The organism is Posidoniimonas polymericola, from assembly GCF_007859935.1.
In the GTDB taxonomy this organism is placed as follows: Bacteria; Planctomycetota; Planctomycetia; order Pirellulales; family Lacipirellulaceae; genus Posidoniimonas; species Posidoniimonas polymericola.
Window position 1 is genome coordinate 702,466 of record NZ_SJPO01000002.1, and the last position, 14,286, is coordinate 716,751.

The 14,286-nt window shown below is 67.8% G+C and carries 16 protein-coding genes; 4 read left to right on the forward strand and 12 right to left on the reverse strand.

Features of this window, described 5'->3' with window-relative positions:
• Window positions 1-11 precede the first annotated feature (11 nt).
• Complete coding sequence (locus tag Pla123a_RS06575; protein ID WP_146585070.1) at window positions 12-434, forward strand: secondary thiamine-phosphate synthase enzyme YjbQ; 423 nt, start codon at window positions 12-14, stop codon at window positions 432-434.
• 13 nt (window positions 435-447) lie between these two features.
• Here the strand turns inward: Pla123a_RS06575 and Pla123a_RS06580 are convergent, their stop codons facing one another.
• From Pla123a_RS06580 to hisE, 7 genes are all read right to left on the reverse strand, one after another.
• Window positions 448-927, reverse strand: coding sequence for a hypothetical protein (locus Pla123a_RS06580; RefSeq protein ID WP_146585072.1), 480 nt, complete (start codon window positions 925-927; stop codon window positions 448-450).
• 87 nt (window positions 928-1,014) lie between these two features.
• A complete protein-coding gene (locus tag Pla123a_RS06585; RefSeq protein ID WP_146585074.1) occupies window positions 1,015-1,749 on the reverse strand; it encodes a GNAT family N-acetyltransferase in 735 nt (244 codons plus the stop codon).
• Between the two features lie 190 nt (window positions 1,750-1,939).
• On the reverse strand, window positions 1,940-3,307 hold the full coding sequence (locus tag Pla123a_RS06590) for a BBP7 family outer membrane beta-barrel protein (RefSeq protein WP_146585076.1): 1,368 nt from the start codon (window positions 3,305-3,307) through the stop codon (window positions 1,940-1,942).
• Between the two features lie 60 nt (window positions 3,308-3,367).
• Window positions 3,368-4,174, reverse strand: coding sequence for an Lnb N-terminal periplasmic domain-containing protein (locus tag Pla123a_RS06595; protein WP_197527742.1), 807 nt, complete (start codon window positions 4,172-4,174; stop codon window positions 3,368-3,370).
• A gap of 187 nt (window positions 4,175-4,361) precedes the next feature.
• Entirely contained in the window at window positions 4,362-5,273 is a 912-nt protein-coding gene (locus tag Pla123a_RS06600) for a hypothetical protein (RefSeq protein ID WP_146585080.1), read from the reverse strand.
• Window positions 5,274-5,426: 153 nt separating this feature from the next.
• Window positions 5,427-6,311 (reverse strand): ATP phosphoribosyltransferase, encoded by an 885-nt coding sequence (gene hisG / locus Pla123a_RS06605; protein WP_146585082.1) that lies wholly within the window; start codon window positions 6,309-6,311, stop codon window positions 5,427-5,429.
• A gap of 93 nt (window positions 6,312-6,404) precedes the next feature.
• Window positions 6,405-6,767 carry a phosphoribosyl-ATP diphosphatase gene (gene hisE / locus Pla123a_RS06610; protein WP_197527743.1) on the reverse strand — a complete coding sequence of 121 codons (363 nt, stop codon included), beginning with the start codon at window positions 6,765-6,767 and terminating at the stop codon, window positions 6,405-6,407.
• A gap of 259 nt (window positions 6,768-7,026) precedes the next feature.
• Between hisE and miaA the strand changes: the two genes are divergently transcribed.
• Window positions 7,027-7,983: a tRNA (adenosine(37)-N6)-dimethylallyltransferase MiaA gene (miaA, locus tag Pla123a_RS06615; protein ID WP_146585084.1), complete on the forward strand. Its 957-nt coding sequence runs from the start codon at window positions 7,027-7,029 to the stop codon at window positions 7,981-7,983.
• A gap of 120 nt (window positions 7,984-8,103) precedes the next feature.
• Here miaA and Pla123a_RS06620 read toward each other — a convergent pair whose 3' ends face one another.
• Complete coding sequence (locus Pla123a_RS06620) at window positions 8,104-8,688, reverse strand: hypothetical protein (RefSeq protein WP_146585086.1); 585 nt, start codon at window positions 8,686-8,688, stop codon at window positions 8,104-8,106.
• A 25-nt stretch (window positions 8,689-8,713) separates the two neighbouring features.
• On the opposite strand from Pla123a_RS06620, the gene Pla123a_RS24495 reads away from it, so the two are divergent.
• Window positions 8,714-8,872: a hypothetical protein gene (locus tag Pla123a_RS24495; protein WP_197527744.1), complete on the forward strand. Its 159-nt coding sequence runs from the start codon at window positions 8,714-8,716 to the stop codon at window positions 8,870-8,872.
• On the opposite strand, the gene Pla123a_RS06625 is transcribed toward Pla123a_RS24495, so the two are convergent.
• From Pla123a_RS06625 to moaC, 4 genes are all read right to left on the reverse strand, one after another.
• Window positions 8,833-9,285: a hypothetical protein gene (locus Pla123a_RS06625; protein ID WP_146585088.1), complete on the reverse strand. Its 453-nt coding sequence runs from the start codon at window positions 9,283-9,285 to the stop codon at window positions 8,833-8,835. The two genes, Pla123a_RS24495 and Pla123a_RS06625, sit on opposite strands and share 40 nt — an antisense overlap.
• Before the next feature lie 102 nt (window positions 9,286-9,387).
• Window positions 9,388-9,897, reverse strand: a complete 510-nt coding sequence (locus tag Pla123a_RS06630) for a hypothetical protein (protein WP_146585090.1) — start codon at window positions 9,895-9,897, stop codon at window positions 9,388-9,390.
• Between the two features lie 98 nt (window positions 9,898-9,995).
• A complete protein-coding gene (locus Pla123a_RS06635) occupies window positions 9,996-10,991 on the reverse strand; it encodes a polyprenyl synthetase family protein (RefSeq protein WP_231956344.1) in 996 nt (331 codons plus the stop codon).
• Window positions 10,992-11,006: 15 nt separating this feature from the next.
• Entirely contained in the window at window positions 11,007-11,516 is a 510-nt protein-coding gene (moaC, locus tag Pla123a_RS06640; protein ID WP_146585092.1) for a cyclic pyranopterin monophosphate synthase MoaC, read from the reverse strand.
• Window positions 11,517-11,754: 238 nt separating this feature from the next.
• On the opposite strand from moaC, the gene Pla123a_RS06645 reads away from it, so the two are divergent.
• Window positions 11,755-14,250, forward strand: coding sequence for a c-type cytochrome (locus tag Pla123a_RS06645; protein ID WP_146585094.1), 2,496 nt, complete (start codon window positions 11,755-11,757; stop codon window positions 14,248-14,250).
• Window positions 14,251-14,286 lie beyond the last annotated feature (36 nt).

Sequence of the window (14,286 nt, forward strand, 5' to 3'; positions counted from 1 at the left end):
AAGCAAACCGCATGAAGTCCTTCCGCAAAGAACTCTGGTTCAACCTCCCCGCCCGGATGGAGTTTGTGAACATCACGTCGGACGTCGACGAGTGCGTCCGCGAGAGCGGGGTCCAGGAGGGCATGGCGCTGGTGAACGCGATGCACATCACCGCCAGCGTGTTCATCAACGACGACGAGCCCGGTCTGAAGCGGGACTACAAGAAGTGGCTCGAGGAGCTGGCGCCGTTCGACGCGTCGCCCGAGCGGTACCACCACAACCGCACCGGCGAGGACAACGCCGACGCGCACCACAAGCGGCAGATCATGGGCCGCGAGGTGGTGGTGGCCATTACCGAAGGGAAGTTGGACTTTGGGCCCTGGGAGCAGATCTTCTACGGCGAGTTCGACGGCCGGCGGCGGAAACGCGTGCTGGTGAAGATCATCGGGGATTGACCCCCGCGACGCGTCACCACTCGAGATCAATCTTCAAGTCGTCGAACTTCCAGTGCGCGCCCTCGCGCACCATCCGGACCGTGGCCGGGTTCCACTCGCCATTGACGCGGGTCTCGACGTGGACGGTAGCCTCGTCGCCGTCGATCTCGGTCGAGACGTACTTGCGGATCTTGTCCGCCATCGAGCGGTAGCGGCCGAGCCCCTTCTCGTAAGGCGTGCGTGCGAACAGGTCGGCAGAGTCGCCGAACAGGCTGCTCTCCTTCACCGCCGAGCGGATGGCGTCCTTGTCCCAGACCGACTCCTGGCGTTGGTAGTCGTCGCGGGTCTCTTCCGGCAGCAGCGGCAGGACCTGCTCGAACGAGTCGGCCTTGCGGGCCGTCTTCAGGAATACCTGCAGGTCCCGGGCGGGCTGCAGGTCGTTGGTCTCGTCTGCGTGAGTCACGCACGCGGCGACGGAGAGCGTGATTGCAATAGCGCTGAAAAAGGACCGCATGGTAGGGTCTCCAGGGGTGGCGTCTCTAGAGATCCTAGCTCACGGCTAGCCGCGAGCGGGGGCGGCGCCAAGCCGCGGCCGCACGGTTCAGGCGTTGGTTGGTTCGGCAGGCTCCGGATCTGAGGTTTGTCCTGGTGGTTGTGCGGTCGCGGTCGGCTTTGCTGCCGGGGGCGGGATCCGCACCACGGCCACCGACTGGCCGGTCTGCGCGTGGCCAACCCGCTCGAGTCGGCCGGTGATGCGGAGCCACGGCACGGTGAGCACCCGCGCGGCGAGCACCCCGCCGAGCCGCGCAGGACTCCAGCGCAGGTGCGCGCGGAGCGAACGTTCGTTGCCGGCCACGACGCCGAGCGCAATCCGCTCGACGCCTTCGCGGTGCAGCTCGCGGCCGACAAACGACAGCAGCCGGGTGTAGACTCCGTCGCCGCGGTGCGGCGGGGTCACCACCGCGGCGTAGATCCAGCGGTCGCGGTCCGCGAGCGTCATTGTCAGTGCGATTTCGGGGTCGTGGTACTCGCCGGCCGCCACCCACACGCAGGCGATCGGCGAGCCCTCGCGGATCACAATCGCCGCGCGACGCGAGTGGGCGTCCCAAGCGGCGTAGTTTTCGGCGTCCGCCACCCCGTACAGCAGCCCGGCTTCTTCAAGCGAGCCGACCCAGCGGATCGCCTCCTCGGGCGGGCCGGCGGGCAGGTCGTCGCGATCGAGGAAACGTGTGGTCGGGATGGCGAGCACCGCGAACGGTCGGATCCTGATCAGCCACGCCGGGGTGCAACGAGCGATCTGTTTTGCCGACCGGTAGACAAACCGGGTGAAGGACATTGGGGAGCGGGGAGTCGATGGGAAGAGGCAACCGAGGACTAAGTGAAGCCTAGCACGGCCCCACCAAGCCGTAGGCTTACTCGGGGTAAAGCCCGCCCGCAACACCTTCCAGCGGGTTCGCGGACGCCGTCGTTCAAGTGGTTTTGCCGACGTCGCGGCGGGCGCCAGCGGTGGCGTGCAGAAGCCTCGATCACCACTGGTACTCGAACGAGGCGTTGAGCCCCTGCGCCCAGAAGTCGGTCCGCGAGAGCGCGAACGCGGGGACGGCCGGTCCGGCCAGCACGCCGCCGCCAAGCTGCGACGGGTTCACGTTGGTGTCGATCAGCGGCGCCAGCCGCACGACGCTGTCCCAGTAGAAGAACGTGTACCCCAGGCCCACCCGCGTGTGTGTGCCGATTTGGCGCTCGAGGTTGACTCCGAGTTCACCGCTGAAGGAATCGTCGTTGAACTCGCGGTAGGCGCTGTTGGTGGGCTGGCCAAGCAGGCCGCCGTCGTTGTGCGTGAAGACCGGCACGCCGCCCGGGTCGGTCACGACGGTCGTGTCGCCGCTGACGGTGCTGCGGGTGTGAGTCGCGCCGTAGGCCGCCTTGGTGGTCAGGCTGAGCGACCAGCAGCCCCGCCACAGCCGCGTTGCTAGGCCGATCTCGCCGCCGTGGAAGTAGTTCTTGGTGCGGAACAGGTCCTCGCGGAAGACCTCCGTGCCGGGGAAGTAGCCGCTGGCGGCGTTCAGCGAGGTGCTGGCGTCGCGGATCAGCAGCTGGTCCTTGAGGTAACCGTGTCGGTAGCCGGCGAGGATGTCGACGCGGCCGTTCTCACGCCACAGGATCGCCTGACGCAGCAGCACTTCGGCGCCGAGCAGCTCGAGGTCGGCGTCGATGCGGGTGGATCCCGACAGCAGCCCCGGGTACGCGACCAGCAACGAATCCTCGTCGCCGCCGACCGCGTCGGTGTAGGGGCGGGCGATGACGGGCGTGTCGTCGCTGTTGGCGGCGAACTCGATGTCGCGGCCGTCAATGCCGAACAGGTTCGCCTCGATCCCGACCCGCTGCTCGGGGCAGTGCCACAGGCCGAGGGTAAACCGGCCGCCGGGCCGCATGTCGTCGTGCAGGCGGTCGCCGCCGAAGAGCGTCAGGGTATCGGGTTGGTCGAGGGCCCCGGCGTCGGCCGCGGGTGTGGCCGCGTCGCCGGTGGTGACGAGCGCAGGGAAGTCGGCGCCCTTGGTCGCCCAGCCGAGGTACTCGGCCTTGAACCACAGCCGGCCGGCGTGCCAGTCGACCTCGCATGCCCCGGGGTGCGGCCCCAGCCGCCGCAGGCCGGGCGTGGGGCGGCATTGTGAGAACTCGGCCCCGGCCGCGCACGAGCCGCAGCCGCCGCAGTTGTAGGCGGCGGGCAGCTGGTAACCGGCCTGCTTGACCGGCTCGTCTTGCGATCGGGCGTCCACCGCCGGCACGACGACGGGCGTCGTTGCTAGGGGCAGCGCGTCGTCCGCGCGGCAGTAGCCGGCGAGCGTCGCGGCCAGGGCGAACACGAGCGGGATGGATTTATTGCGCAGAGTCACCTTCTCGAGATCGGCAGCCCCGCCTGCACAACTTGAATAATCGTTACAAACAGATGCGTGCTAGCGGCGGATCGCGCTGGAGAAATCGGCGCTGCCGTCGGCCAGCTGGGCCCGCTGCCGGATATTGGCGCGGGCCTTTACCTGCTCGAAGTCTCCCTCGCCGACGATCAACCCCTCGGCGTACGCCTTGCGGTCGGACAGGCCGGGCAGCAGCACGCCGATGTCGTACACCACGCGGTTGGGGCGGATCAGGTTGACATGCTCGACGATGTTCGTGGTGCAGTTGTTGGTGAAGAGGTCGTAGAACTGCGGCTGCTGCGCAAGCTCGTTGGCGCGGCGCAGCATGCTAACCAGCATCTCCTGGGCGGCCTCCGGCGGCGCGGTGGTGCGGTACAGGTAGGTGTCCTGGTTGTTGATGACCGCCTGCCGGCGGAGGATGTCCCGCTCGTCGGTCACGACGTAGATCAGCTCGTACTGCCGCATCGCGCTGAGCACCGGGTTATAGGCCGGCTCGTCCTTCTCCTTGCGGACCTCGACGCTGATCACCAGGTGCTCCGGCTCGGCCATTGGCGCCTCGGGGGCCAGCTCGAAGCTGACCAGCGTGTGGGCCAGGCTCGGCACGGGGCCGAATGGCATCGTGATGAAGTCCACCGCCTGGACCCGCCGCAGGTTGAACGACTTGTCGTAGTAGTCCGGCACGTACTCGCCCGGCGCCAGGTGCTTGCAGTACCGCACGTTCTTGACAGTGACCCGGTCGCCGCGGATGTCGGCGGTCGCCAGCACCGCCTGATCGGGGACCCAGTCGCGGAAGTTGGACGGCTGGATCCGGTCCGCCAGGTCCAGCGGCGGCGTCTTCTTCAGGTTCACTTTCGACGCGCAGCCCACGGGCCCGCAAGCCACGGGCGCGCAGCACAGCACGCAGACAACCGCGGCGCGCAGGCGATGACGCAGGAACCAGTGCATCCGAGTCTCAGAAGACAGGAGGGCGAGGCCGCGGAGTCTAGGAAGGCCGCGGAGCGCCGGCAACGCCATTTGCCAGAGCTAGTTGCCAGAGTCAGTTTCCTGAGTCGCCTGCTAGCAGGTCGGCCGCTGGGCCGCGGGGACGCAGCCGCCGCGTGGCAGCGTACAGCAACGCCGACGCCGCTAGCACCCCCAGCATCAGCCAGCCGAACGGGCCGATCGCCAGCAGCACCGCGGCGGCGGTCATCGCGATCAGCAGTTCCCGCATGCTGAATCGCAGGCCGCCCTGCCGCGCCGGAGCCCGCCACGCCAGCATCACCAGCGAAGCGGCGAGCATCAACAACGCGAACCATTCCTGGTCGGTGAACCAAGTGATCCGCATCACGGTGTGCGGATTCACCGCGTGGGCGATGAACGTCGAAAACGCGGCCGCCAGCATCGCCTCGGCGGCGAGCAGGCCGTGCCGCGCGGAGAAGATTGCGCCAGCGAAGCCGGCCAGCCAGATTGGCCCGGCGGCCAGCGGGATCAGTTGCCGCAGCGACTCGGCGGGGCCTTCAAGCGAAAACGGCTGGGGACGCGGCGTTCGTTCCTGCAGCAGGCCACGCCCGATCCCCGCCGTGAACGAAGCCAGGTCGTCGCCGTCGAAGGTGTACTGCATCTCGATGCCGTACTTGGGGTGCCGCCAGGTGGCGACCTCGCGGCCGTCGCCTACCCGATCGGCAACCATGCGAGTCTCCCAAGGCTCGCCCGCGTTAAGCGTCTCCTCGGTTTCGCGCCGGGCGTTGTCGGCGTCGAACAGCGATTTGGACCACTGGCTCAGCTTCTGGTGCTCGAGCCCGCCTTCCTTGTCGAGTTGGGCAATCAGGTCGTCGTACGCCCGCTGCGCCTCACGGTCGCGGCGGTTCTGGTCGGCCTTGAAGGCGCCCAGCGCGATGATGAGCGCCAGCACCGCCAGCCGGGCCAGGGTTCGGGTTCGCGTTCGCGCGGCGTTGCGTTTGGCGGGCATAGCGCGGCGGCTGTTGGGGTGAGGTTACACGCGATTCATCGGGGTCGGGCGAACAAAAGGGGACAGGCACGCGCCGGTCGCGCGGAACTGCAGGGCCGCGATCAACCCGCGTCGCGAGCCAGTCCCCTATTGTTCGCCACGCAGCGCTTGTCACTACAGCCGGCAGTTGCTGATGCTGGTCTCGAGGATTGCCTCGGCGCCGAGCTCCTCGAGCCGCTCCATGATGCCGATCACCTCGCCCCGCTTGACCATCGCCCGCACGGCAAACCAGCCCTGCTTCTCGAGCTTGTTGATGGTCGGCGAGCTGAAGCCGGGCGTCACCTTCTCGGCGGCGGGCAGGTTCTCTTCGGCGATGTTGTACTCCAGCAGCGAGTAGCTGCGCGCGATCACCACGCCTTCGAGCCGCCGGGTGATGCGGTCGCACAGCTCGGCGTGGGCGGTGCGGGGGTTCTGGATCAGGACGGTCTCGTACTTGCCGATCTCGTCGAGGATCCGCAGCCGGTTGGCGGCCAGCGTGCTGCCGGTCTCCACTAGGTCGACAATGGCGTCGGCCACGCCGAGGGCGATCATTACCTCGACCGAGCCGGTCAGCTCGACGCAGTGGGCCGTGGCGCCGTGCTCGTTGAGGTAGGTCCGGGTGACGTTCGGGAAGCTGGTGGCGATGCGGTCGCCGTTGAGGTCCTTCGGCTCGATCACCGGGCTGTTGTCCGGCACGCACACCGCCAGCCGGCACCCGCCGACGCCCAGCTTCAGCCGCTCGGTAAGCTCCACCGGCTTGCCGTCGATGCGGGACTCGGCCACCAGGTCCGAGCCGGTGATGCCCATGTCGATCGCGCCCTCGGCGCACAGCACGGGGATGTCGTCGGTGCGGAGGAAGGTGATGTCGATCTCGGGCTGGTTGTCGGCGATCGCCTTGACGCGGGCGAACAGCGCGCGGTCCTGCCGGCGGAACTTGAGGCCGGCGTCCTTGAGGAGGTCGCCGGCGAGTTCGGCCAGGCGGCCTTTGCTTGGGATGCCGATGCGGAGCGGGTTGGCCATGTCTTCTTGGGTCTTCGAGTCGGGGCGATCCGGCGGCGGATCTCGTTGCGTGAATGGGGGCGGGGGCCTGGCGGACGAGGCCAGGCGGCGGGGCTACTTGGCCCGCGAGGCCTTCTCCTCGATGCCGGAGATGCCGAAACGGCGGGCCAGCTCGTGCTCGACCTCCGCCAGGTCGACGCCGTGGCGCCGCAGCAGCACCAGGGTGTGGTAGAGCAGGTCGCCCGCCTCGTAGACGAAGTGGGCGCGGCCCTCGTCGCCCTGCTCGCTGGCCGCCTCGACCAGCTCGCCGGCCTCCTCGGTTACCTTGCCGCACAACTTCTCGAGCGGGCCGGTCAGCAGCTTCACGGTGTACGACTTGCCGCCGTCGCCCTGGCGGGCGGCGTCGGCGCGCTCGCGGATGGTCTGTTCGAGGGCGTCGAGCGGCCGCATGGCGTCTGGGGTTGCTGGTGAGGGCATTGCGAGTGAGGTCGCCCGCCCGGGCCCTGGCAATCGGGCCCCCGGCAGGGGAAAATGGGGCGAAAACAAACCTCAAGTCTAGGCAGCCGTGGGCGTTCTATCAATCGTGCCACACGGGTGGCACGCCCAGAATGGGCGTGGAGCGCCGAGCCCGGGTTCACCACGCCCTGCGAGGGCGTGCCACCCGAATCCGCCATTTTGTACACCGTCTACCCGTCCTCGGCGTCTTGGCGTCCTGGCGGTTCAAAACACAGCCCTGATGCCACCCACGCCTGAAAACCCTGCGATCGACTGCTGGTACCTCACCGGCGAGACCGCCGTCGGCAAGACCGCCGTGGCGATGGAGCTCGCCAAGCGGTTGGACGCCGAACTGCTGTCGCTCGACTCGATGGCCGTGTACCGCGGCATGGACATCGGCACCGCCAAGCCGCCGCTTAAGCTGCGGCAGACCGTGCCGCACCACCTGGTCGACGTCGTCGACCCGGACGAGGACTTCAGCGTCGCGCAGTACCGCGAGCTGGCGTTCGCCGCGATCGCCGGCATCCGCGAGCGGGGCCGCCAGCCGGTGTTTGTGGGCGGCACGCCGCTGTACCTCAAGTGCCTGCTGCGGGGCTTCTTCGACGGCCCCCCCGCCGACTGGGACCTGCGGAACGAGATCCTCGCCGAGCTCGAGACCGTCGGCTCCGAGGCCCTGCACGCCCGGCTCACCCAGGTCGACCCGGTGGCGGCGTCGCTGATCCACCTGAATGACACCCGGCGGATCGTCCGCGCGCTGGAGGTGTACCGCTCGACCGGCGAACCGATCAGCCACCAGCAGATGGAGTTCGAGGACGGCCTGCCCGCCAAAGACTGCAAGGTCTACGTGCTCCGCCGCGACCGCGAAGAGCAGCGCGAGCGGATCGAGCGTCGCGTCGACCAGATGTTCGAAGACGGCCTGGTCGACGAGGTCCGCGGGCTGATCGACTCCGGCAAGCAGCTCGGCCGCACCGCCCGCCAGGCGGTCGGCTACTGCGAGGTAATCGACTACCTCAGCGGCGACTCGACGCTGGAGCAAGCAGTCGAGACCATCAAGGCCCGCACGCGGCGGTTCGCCAAACGCCAGCGCACCTGGTTCCGCGGCCTGAGCGAGTGCCGCTTCCTCGACATCGGCCCGGACGACAGCCCGGCGGCGATCGCGGAGCGGATTGTGGGCGACCCCGACGCGGGGCTGTCATAGTGGCACGACGCTCCGCGTCGTGAATTAGAGAGATGGCCTGCGGGTTTAAACCTCGGAGCGCTGGCGGACTCGGTTCGACGCCACTCGGAGAGTGGCGCCACTATCGGGCTTGTGCGTTCTCTAGAACAGCAGCCCTATGACAATGAAGCCCACCATCAGCAGCAGCAAGAACGCGACAATCTTTACTTCGGTCGAGGTGCTCGGCTTGAGGTAGGGGGTTGCGGCGATGACTTCGCGGTAATGGCGAGAGAACAGGAACTTCGCCCGCTTGCCGGTCAGCTGCCAGAGGGCGTACCCGAAGTGGATCGCGAAGATTGGGTTCAGCGTGTAAAGCGAGACCACCAATCCGACGGCGTGCAGCCCATTTGCCGCCAGACGCGTCGGCTCACCCCGCAGCCCATGCAGTCCGATGGCGAGTCCCCAGAGCACGACCGGTGTGAGCAGGTAGCTGGCGATGCCAAGCGTCACGAAGGTGTTGGACGCGGGCGCCGTGCGGGAACCCCACTCGGACGCCATGAAACCGCCGACCACGACCGTCAGCATCGTCGCTGCGATCGCCAGCAACAGGTACAGCGTGCCGAGCGACCGCACCGCCGACTCGTGCTGCAGGTGCGCACGCCGCACAGCGTCGGCCGAACCCGGCGCAGACGCCGATTGCGGTTCGTCGACTTCAACGGGCGATGCGTAGGGGTTCTCGTCGGGCACGCGTCAACCGCCGGCCACGGCGGCGATGAATCCTACTACGACCAGGGCGATCAGAATCGCCAACAAGATCCACACCACCATCGAAGTCTTGTACCTGATGTGCGGCGTGGCGGCGATGATGTCCTTGTACTCGGGCGAGAAGATCTACTTTGCTTTGCGTCCCGCCACGAGCCAAAGGATGTAGCCGTTGATGAGGGTGCCAAATGGAAACCCAAGCAGGCCGATCGCACTCAGGATGATGGTCCAGAAGCGCACCGCTGGGTTCAAGCGACGGAGCCCTAGACCGATCCACCAAAACGCCGCGGTCATGGCGACGTAGAAAAATGAGGTAATCCCAACGAATGCACCATCGCCACTGACGACGTCTGCGGAGGCCACGGCGAACAAGAGCGTCAGCAAGGTGGTGGCAATTGCGAGCGTCATGACTAGTGCGCCCAACAAGTACAGAGAGCCAATCGACTTTATCGACGCCTCGCGCGAGAGGTTGTCGCGGCGGATCTGCTCTAACGCGCCGTCAGCCGTCACGACGGGGGCCGACGCTGATTCCTCCGCCAGCGGAGAAGCGAAGGGATTCACGTGTTCTTGTTCTGCTTCCATCGAGGCTCCGATAAGATTCGCCAACCCGTACGCGACACAGCAAAGTTAGCCAACCTATTCGGCGATTGCAACGCTGCGTGGGCGGCCTTCGGCGGATAGCACTCAACGAACGCCTGGAATCATCATCGCGAAAAGCACTCCGATGATGAGGATCGCCAGCAGTATCCAGCTGACGGCCGAGGTCTTGTAGCGGACGTGCGGCGTGGCGGCGATGACGTGCTTGTATTCGGGGGTGAAGATGTAGCTGGCCTTCTTGCCGAGCAGGCACCACAAGCCGCTCATGCTGATGAGCAGCGTTATCGGGTTGAACATCGGCGCCGAGGCAAGCAGCCAGATCACGCTAAGCACGATACCGGGGATCCTCGCCGACGAGCTCAATCCACGGAGCCCGATGCCTACCCAAACCGTGACCGCTAGGAACGCCAGGTAAACCAGGACCAGCAGCAGCTCGATGACGCCAGTCGTGATTAGCAGATCGAGGAAGGCGACCGCGAGGGCGAGCAGCCCGATTCCGAGCACGCCGACCAAGTAACAGACCAGACCGAGCGACTCGATGGTCGCCTCGCGGGACAAGTGGGTCCGCCGGATCCGCTCGAGGTGAGCGATATCCAAAGGCACATCGGGCCCGGCAGCCACGTCTTCCGCCAGCGGGGAAGCATACGGATTAACGCGCCCGTCGTCCCCTTCCATCGACGCTCCGGTAGTTCGATCTAACTCGTCCGCGCCGCCGCAAAGTTGGCCAGCCCAACCAGCGACTCGAGGGCCGGGTTGGCGGGCAACTCGGCCAGGTCGGCCGCGGCGCGGCGGGCGTAGTTGGTCGCCATCCGGTTGGCGTAGTCGAGCGAGCCCAGCAGCTTGACCTGCGCACGGATCCGCTCGAGGTCGGCCGACTCCAAGAGGTCGACGAAGTTGGCCCGCGGGCCGTTGACCAGCGCGTCACGGGCGTGGATCAAGGGGAGCGTCATCTTCCGCTTGGCGAGGTCGGCGCCGGTGGTCTTGCCGGTCGCCTTCTCGTCGGACATCAGGTCCAGCAGGTCGTCGGCGATCTGGAAAGCGATGCCGAGGTTCCGCCCGAACGAAGCCAGCCGCTCGATCGTGGCGTCGTCGGCGCCGGACTGGCGGGCGCCCAGCTCGCAGCAGCAGGCGCACAGCTCGGCGGTCTTGGCGGTGATGATCGCCAGGTAATCTGCTTGGCTGAGCCCGAAGTCGCCCTCGGAGAGGGTCTGCTGCATCTCGCCCTCGCAGACCACGTTGGTCGCGCGGCCGATGGTCTGGCACGCCTCGGCCGATCCGGTGGTGCTGGCCAGGTAGAACGAGTGCGAGAACAGGAAGTCGCCCAGGAGGACGCTGGTCTCGTTGTTCCAGCGGGCGTTGACTGTGTCCTCGTGACGGCGGAGCTGGGCCTCGTCGAGGACGTCGTCGTGGACGAGCGTGGCGGTGTGGATCATCTCGACCACGGCGGCGAGCGTCAGGTGCTCGTCGCTAAGTTCTCCGGTCGCCTGGCCGGCCAGCAGCACCAGCGCGGGCCGCAGCCGCTTGCCGCCAAGCCGGTAGCCGTGCCGCACGACCTCGTCGACCTGGGGGACGCGGCTGTGCAGTTCCGACTGCAGACGCTGCTCGACCGCGGACAGGTCGTCGGCGATGCAAGAGAGCAGCTGTCGGAGCTTGGGGCTGCCCTCGACGAGCGTTTGGTCTGCCTGACTCATTTGTGGGTTGGGTCCTTAATCGGAATCGCTCGAGGGGTCGTCGCCGTTGTCAGAACGCTGCCAGGTCCCGCTGCGGCCGCCGGCCTTCTCTTCTAGTTGCACGGGACCAATCACGATGCCGCGGTCGACCGCCTTGCACATATCGTAAACCGTCAGGGCCGCGGTCGTCACGGCAGTGAGGGCCTCCATCTCGACGCCGGTCTTGCCGGTGACCCGCGCCGTCGACTCGATCCGCAACGTGGTGGCCGCCTCGAATTCGAAGTCGACCGATACCGATTCTAGCGGCAACGAGTGGCACAACGGGATCAGCTCGTCGGTCCGCTTGGCCGCCATCACCCCCGCCAGCCGCGCAACCTGCAGCACGTCGCCCTTCGGGCCGCCACCGTCCTGAATCAATTCAAGAGTCGATGCGGCCATCGTGAGCCGGGCCGAGGCGCGGGCCATCCGATGGGTCGACGGCTTTTCGCCGACGTCCACCATCCGGGCGGCGCCCGATTCGTCGAGGTGCGTGAGTCGCTCTGCCAAGGGGTCGCTCTGCCAAAGGAAACACGCCCGGTGAGGAGCGTGCTGCCGTAGGTGATTCTAGAGGGTGCGTATGCGAGGGCGTAGAGGCATTGGGCCGCGAGAGGTTCGGTGTGACACTTTGACGCAGCGGCCGCTGGGGGGATCTTAACCTGTTTGGTCTCCGCGGGTTAGGGGCTACGCGGGCCAATCGTGGCGACGCAAGTGGCGACCGCCCAGACGCCGCCCTTATAATCGCCGCATGAAATGGCTCCCCCAATGCTTCTTCTCAGCGGCGCTGGCCTACGGGTTGGCGGTGGTAGTTCCCGCCCCCGCCGCGCCCGCCCGGGACGGTGACGCCAACGCCGACCTACTGCGGGACGTGCTCGTGCGGCCCGGTTACGAGCTGCAGCTGGTACACCGCGTCGACCCCAAGGCCGAGGGCTCGTGGGTCTCGCTCACGGCGGTCGGCGACGGGCGGCTGGTCGCGTCGGCGCAGTTTGGCAGGCTGTTCGTGATCACGCCGGGCGACGGCCCAGACGACACCGTGGTCAAGCGGCTGCCCGTCGACCTCGGCATGGCGCAGGGGCTGTGTGTCGTGCAGGGCGACCTGTACGTGATGGTCAACGCCCAAGGCCCGCGGCCGGCGGGCCTGTACCGCTGCCGCGACACTGACGGCGACCAACTGTGGGACCAGGTGGAGCTGCTCCGCGAGCTCGGCTCCAGCGGCGAGCACGGGCCGCATGCGGTGGTCCCCTCGCCCAGCGGCGAGTCGCTGTACGTGGCGTGCGGCAACGTCACCAAGCCGACCGAGTTCGCCTGGAGCCGCGTTCCCACCGCGTGGGGGGATGACTCCATCCTGCCGCGGATCGACGACCCGCTGCGGAGCTTCTCCAACCTCCGCGAGCCCGGCGGCTGGATCGCCGAGGTGAGCCTCGACGGCAAGGACTGGCGGCTGCACGCGGCCGGCTTCCGCAACCAATACGACATCGCCTTCAACCGCTGGGGCGACCTGTTCACGTTCGACTCCGACAACGAGTACGACATTGACGCGCCGTGGTACCGCCCGACGCGGGTCTGTCACGTCGCGAGCGGCGGGGAGTTCGGCTGGCGGCACGGCACCGGCAAGTGGCCGCCCTACTACGAGGACAGCGTCGGGCCGCTGCTAGAGATCGGCCCCGGCTCGCCAACCGGCGTCGAGTTCGGGTACGCGACCGACTTTCCTGCCGCTGACCAGCGGGCGCTGTTTGTCGGCGATTGGAGCCACGGCCGGGTGTTCATGGTCGACCTCGATTTGGAGGGGGGCGGCTACCGCGCCTCGGTCAAGCCGTTCCTGTCGGCGTCGCCGCTGCCGGTGACCGACCTGGCCGCCAACTTCCAGGACGGCGCCCTGTACCTAACGACCGGCGGCCGCCGGGTCGGTTCCGCGTTGTGGCGGGTGGTTTACGTCGGCTTCGAGAACCCCGCCGACGAGCCGGCGCCGATCCCGCCGGCGCCGCTGCCCGAGGAGGACCTCAACAAGCTGCGCCGCGAGATCGAGTACTACCACACCGAGGCGGGGGCCGCCGATCCCGTGGCGCTCGACAATGTCTGGCCCTACCTCGGCCACGACGACCGCCACGTCCGCTACGCGGCCCGCGTCGCGGTCGAGCTGCAGCCGGCCGACCGCTGGCTGCAGCGCGCCTACGCCGAGGCCGACCCGCGGGCGCGGCCCTACGCGCTGCTGGCCGCCACCCGCCACCAATCGCAGGACCCGCCGCACGACTTGTACGAGGCGTTCCGCGACACCGACTTCGCCGGGCTGACCGCCGAGGGGAAGCTCGCCTACCTGCGGGCGGTGGGCGTGTCGCACCTGCGGTACGAGTCGCCCGAGCTGCCGACCCGCCGGGCGATCGTGGCAAAGTTCGCCGAGGCGTTGCCTAGTGGCGAGACCATCTTCGACCGCGAGCTGGCCGCGTTCCTGTTGGCGGTCGGCTACCCCGACGCGACCGCCACAGCCGTACGGTTAATGGAGGACGCCCCGCTGGCGAGCGAGCGGCTGTACTACGCCCTCGCGCTGTGCGAAACCAGGCAGGGCTGGACGCCCGAGCTGCGGCGCACGTACTACCAGATGCTGGGCCAGATCCTGGCCGGCTCGCGTGACCGCTCGATGCAGGCCTACGCCGAACGCATCGCCGCACGCGCCGACGAGCAGCTCACTGATGAAGAGCGGACCACGGCCGCCGATCTGATCGCCCAACGGGACGAGCAACGAGCGTCGCCTGCCGGGGCGACCCCCCCACGCCCATTAGTACGCGAGTGGAACATCGACCAGGTCGTCGACGCCGCCAACCAGCAGGGGGGCGATCCCACCCGGGGCCGCCGGTTGTTCGCCGAGGCCCAGTGCTTCACCTGCCACCGCTTCCGCGGCGAGGGGGGCGCGGTCGGCCCCGACCTGACCGCCGTCGGCCGCCGCTTCGCGGTGCGGGACATCGCCACGGCGCTGGTTGACCCCAATGCCACGATCTCCGACCAGTACCGGCAGACCGTGTTCGAGATCGACGGCCGCACGATCGTCGGCCGCGTGGTGAACCTGAACAAGCAAGAGATCTCGATCGCCACCGACTTCACCGACCCCAAGCACTACCAGACTTTCGACGCCGACGACATCGAGGACCAGTTCCCGTCCAACGCGTCGCCGATGCCAGCGGGGCTGCTGAATGTGCTGGACGAGGACGAGCTCCTCGATCTGATGGCGTACCTGTTGTCGACGGAGTGAGCTTGGCGTGCGGCGAGTCGAAAAGGGGGACTGGCT

What these genes read in the sequence shown, in the direction of transcription:
- Pla123a_RS06600 (WP_146585080.1), bottom strand. Translation starts at nt 5,273, where the DNA reads ATGCCCGCCAAACGCAACGCCGCGCGAACGCGAACCCGAACCCTGGCC.
- hisE (WP_197527743.1), bottom strand. Translation starts at nt 6,767, where the DNA reads ATGCCCTCACCAGCAACCCCAGACGCCATGCGGCCGCTCGACGCCCTC.
- hisG (WP_146585082.1), bottom strand. Translation starts at nt 6,311, where the DNA reads ATGGCCAACCCGCTCCGCATCGGCATCCCAAGCAAAGGCCGCCTGGCC.
- Pla123a_RS06580 (WP_146585072.1), bottom strand. Translation starts at nt 927, where the DNA reads ATGCGGTCCTTTTTCAGCGCTATTGCAATCACGCTCTCCGTCGCCGCG.
- Pla123a_RS06625 (WP_146585088.1), bottom strand. Translation starts at nt 9,285, where the DNA reads ATGGAAGCAGAACAAGAACACGTGAATCCCTTCGCTTCTCCGCTGGCG.
- Pla123a_RS06635 (WP_231956344.1), bottom strand. Translation starts at nt 10,991, where the DNA reads ATGAGTCAGGCAGACCAAACGCTCGTCGAGGGCAGCCCCAAGCTCCGA.
- Pla123a_RS06645 (WP_146585094.1), top strand. Translation starts at nt 11,755, where the DNA reads ATGAAATGGCTCCCCCAATGCTTCTTCTCAGCGGCGCTGGCCTACGGG.
- Pla123a_RS06575 (WP_146585070.1), top strand. Translation starts at nt 12, where the DNA reads ATGAAGTCCTTCCGCAAAGAACTCTGGTTCAACCTCCCCGCCCGGATG.
- miaA (WP_146585084.1), top strand. Translation starts at nt 7,027, where the DNA reads ATGCCACCCACGCCTGAAAACCCTGCGATCGACTGCTGGTACCTCACC.
- Pla123a_RS06585 (WP_146585074.1), bottom strand. Translation starts at nt 1,749, where the DNA reads ATGTCCTTCACCCGGTTTGTCTACCGGTCGGCAAAACAGATCGCTCGT.
- Pla123a_RS24495 (WP_197527744.1), top strand. Translation starts at nt 8,714, where the DNA reads ATGAATCCTACTACGACCAGGGCGATCAGAATCGCCAACAAGATCCAC.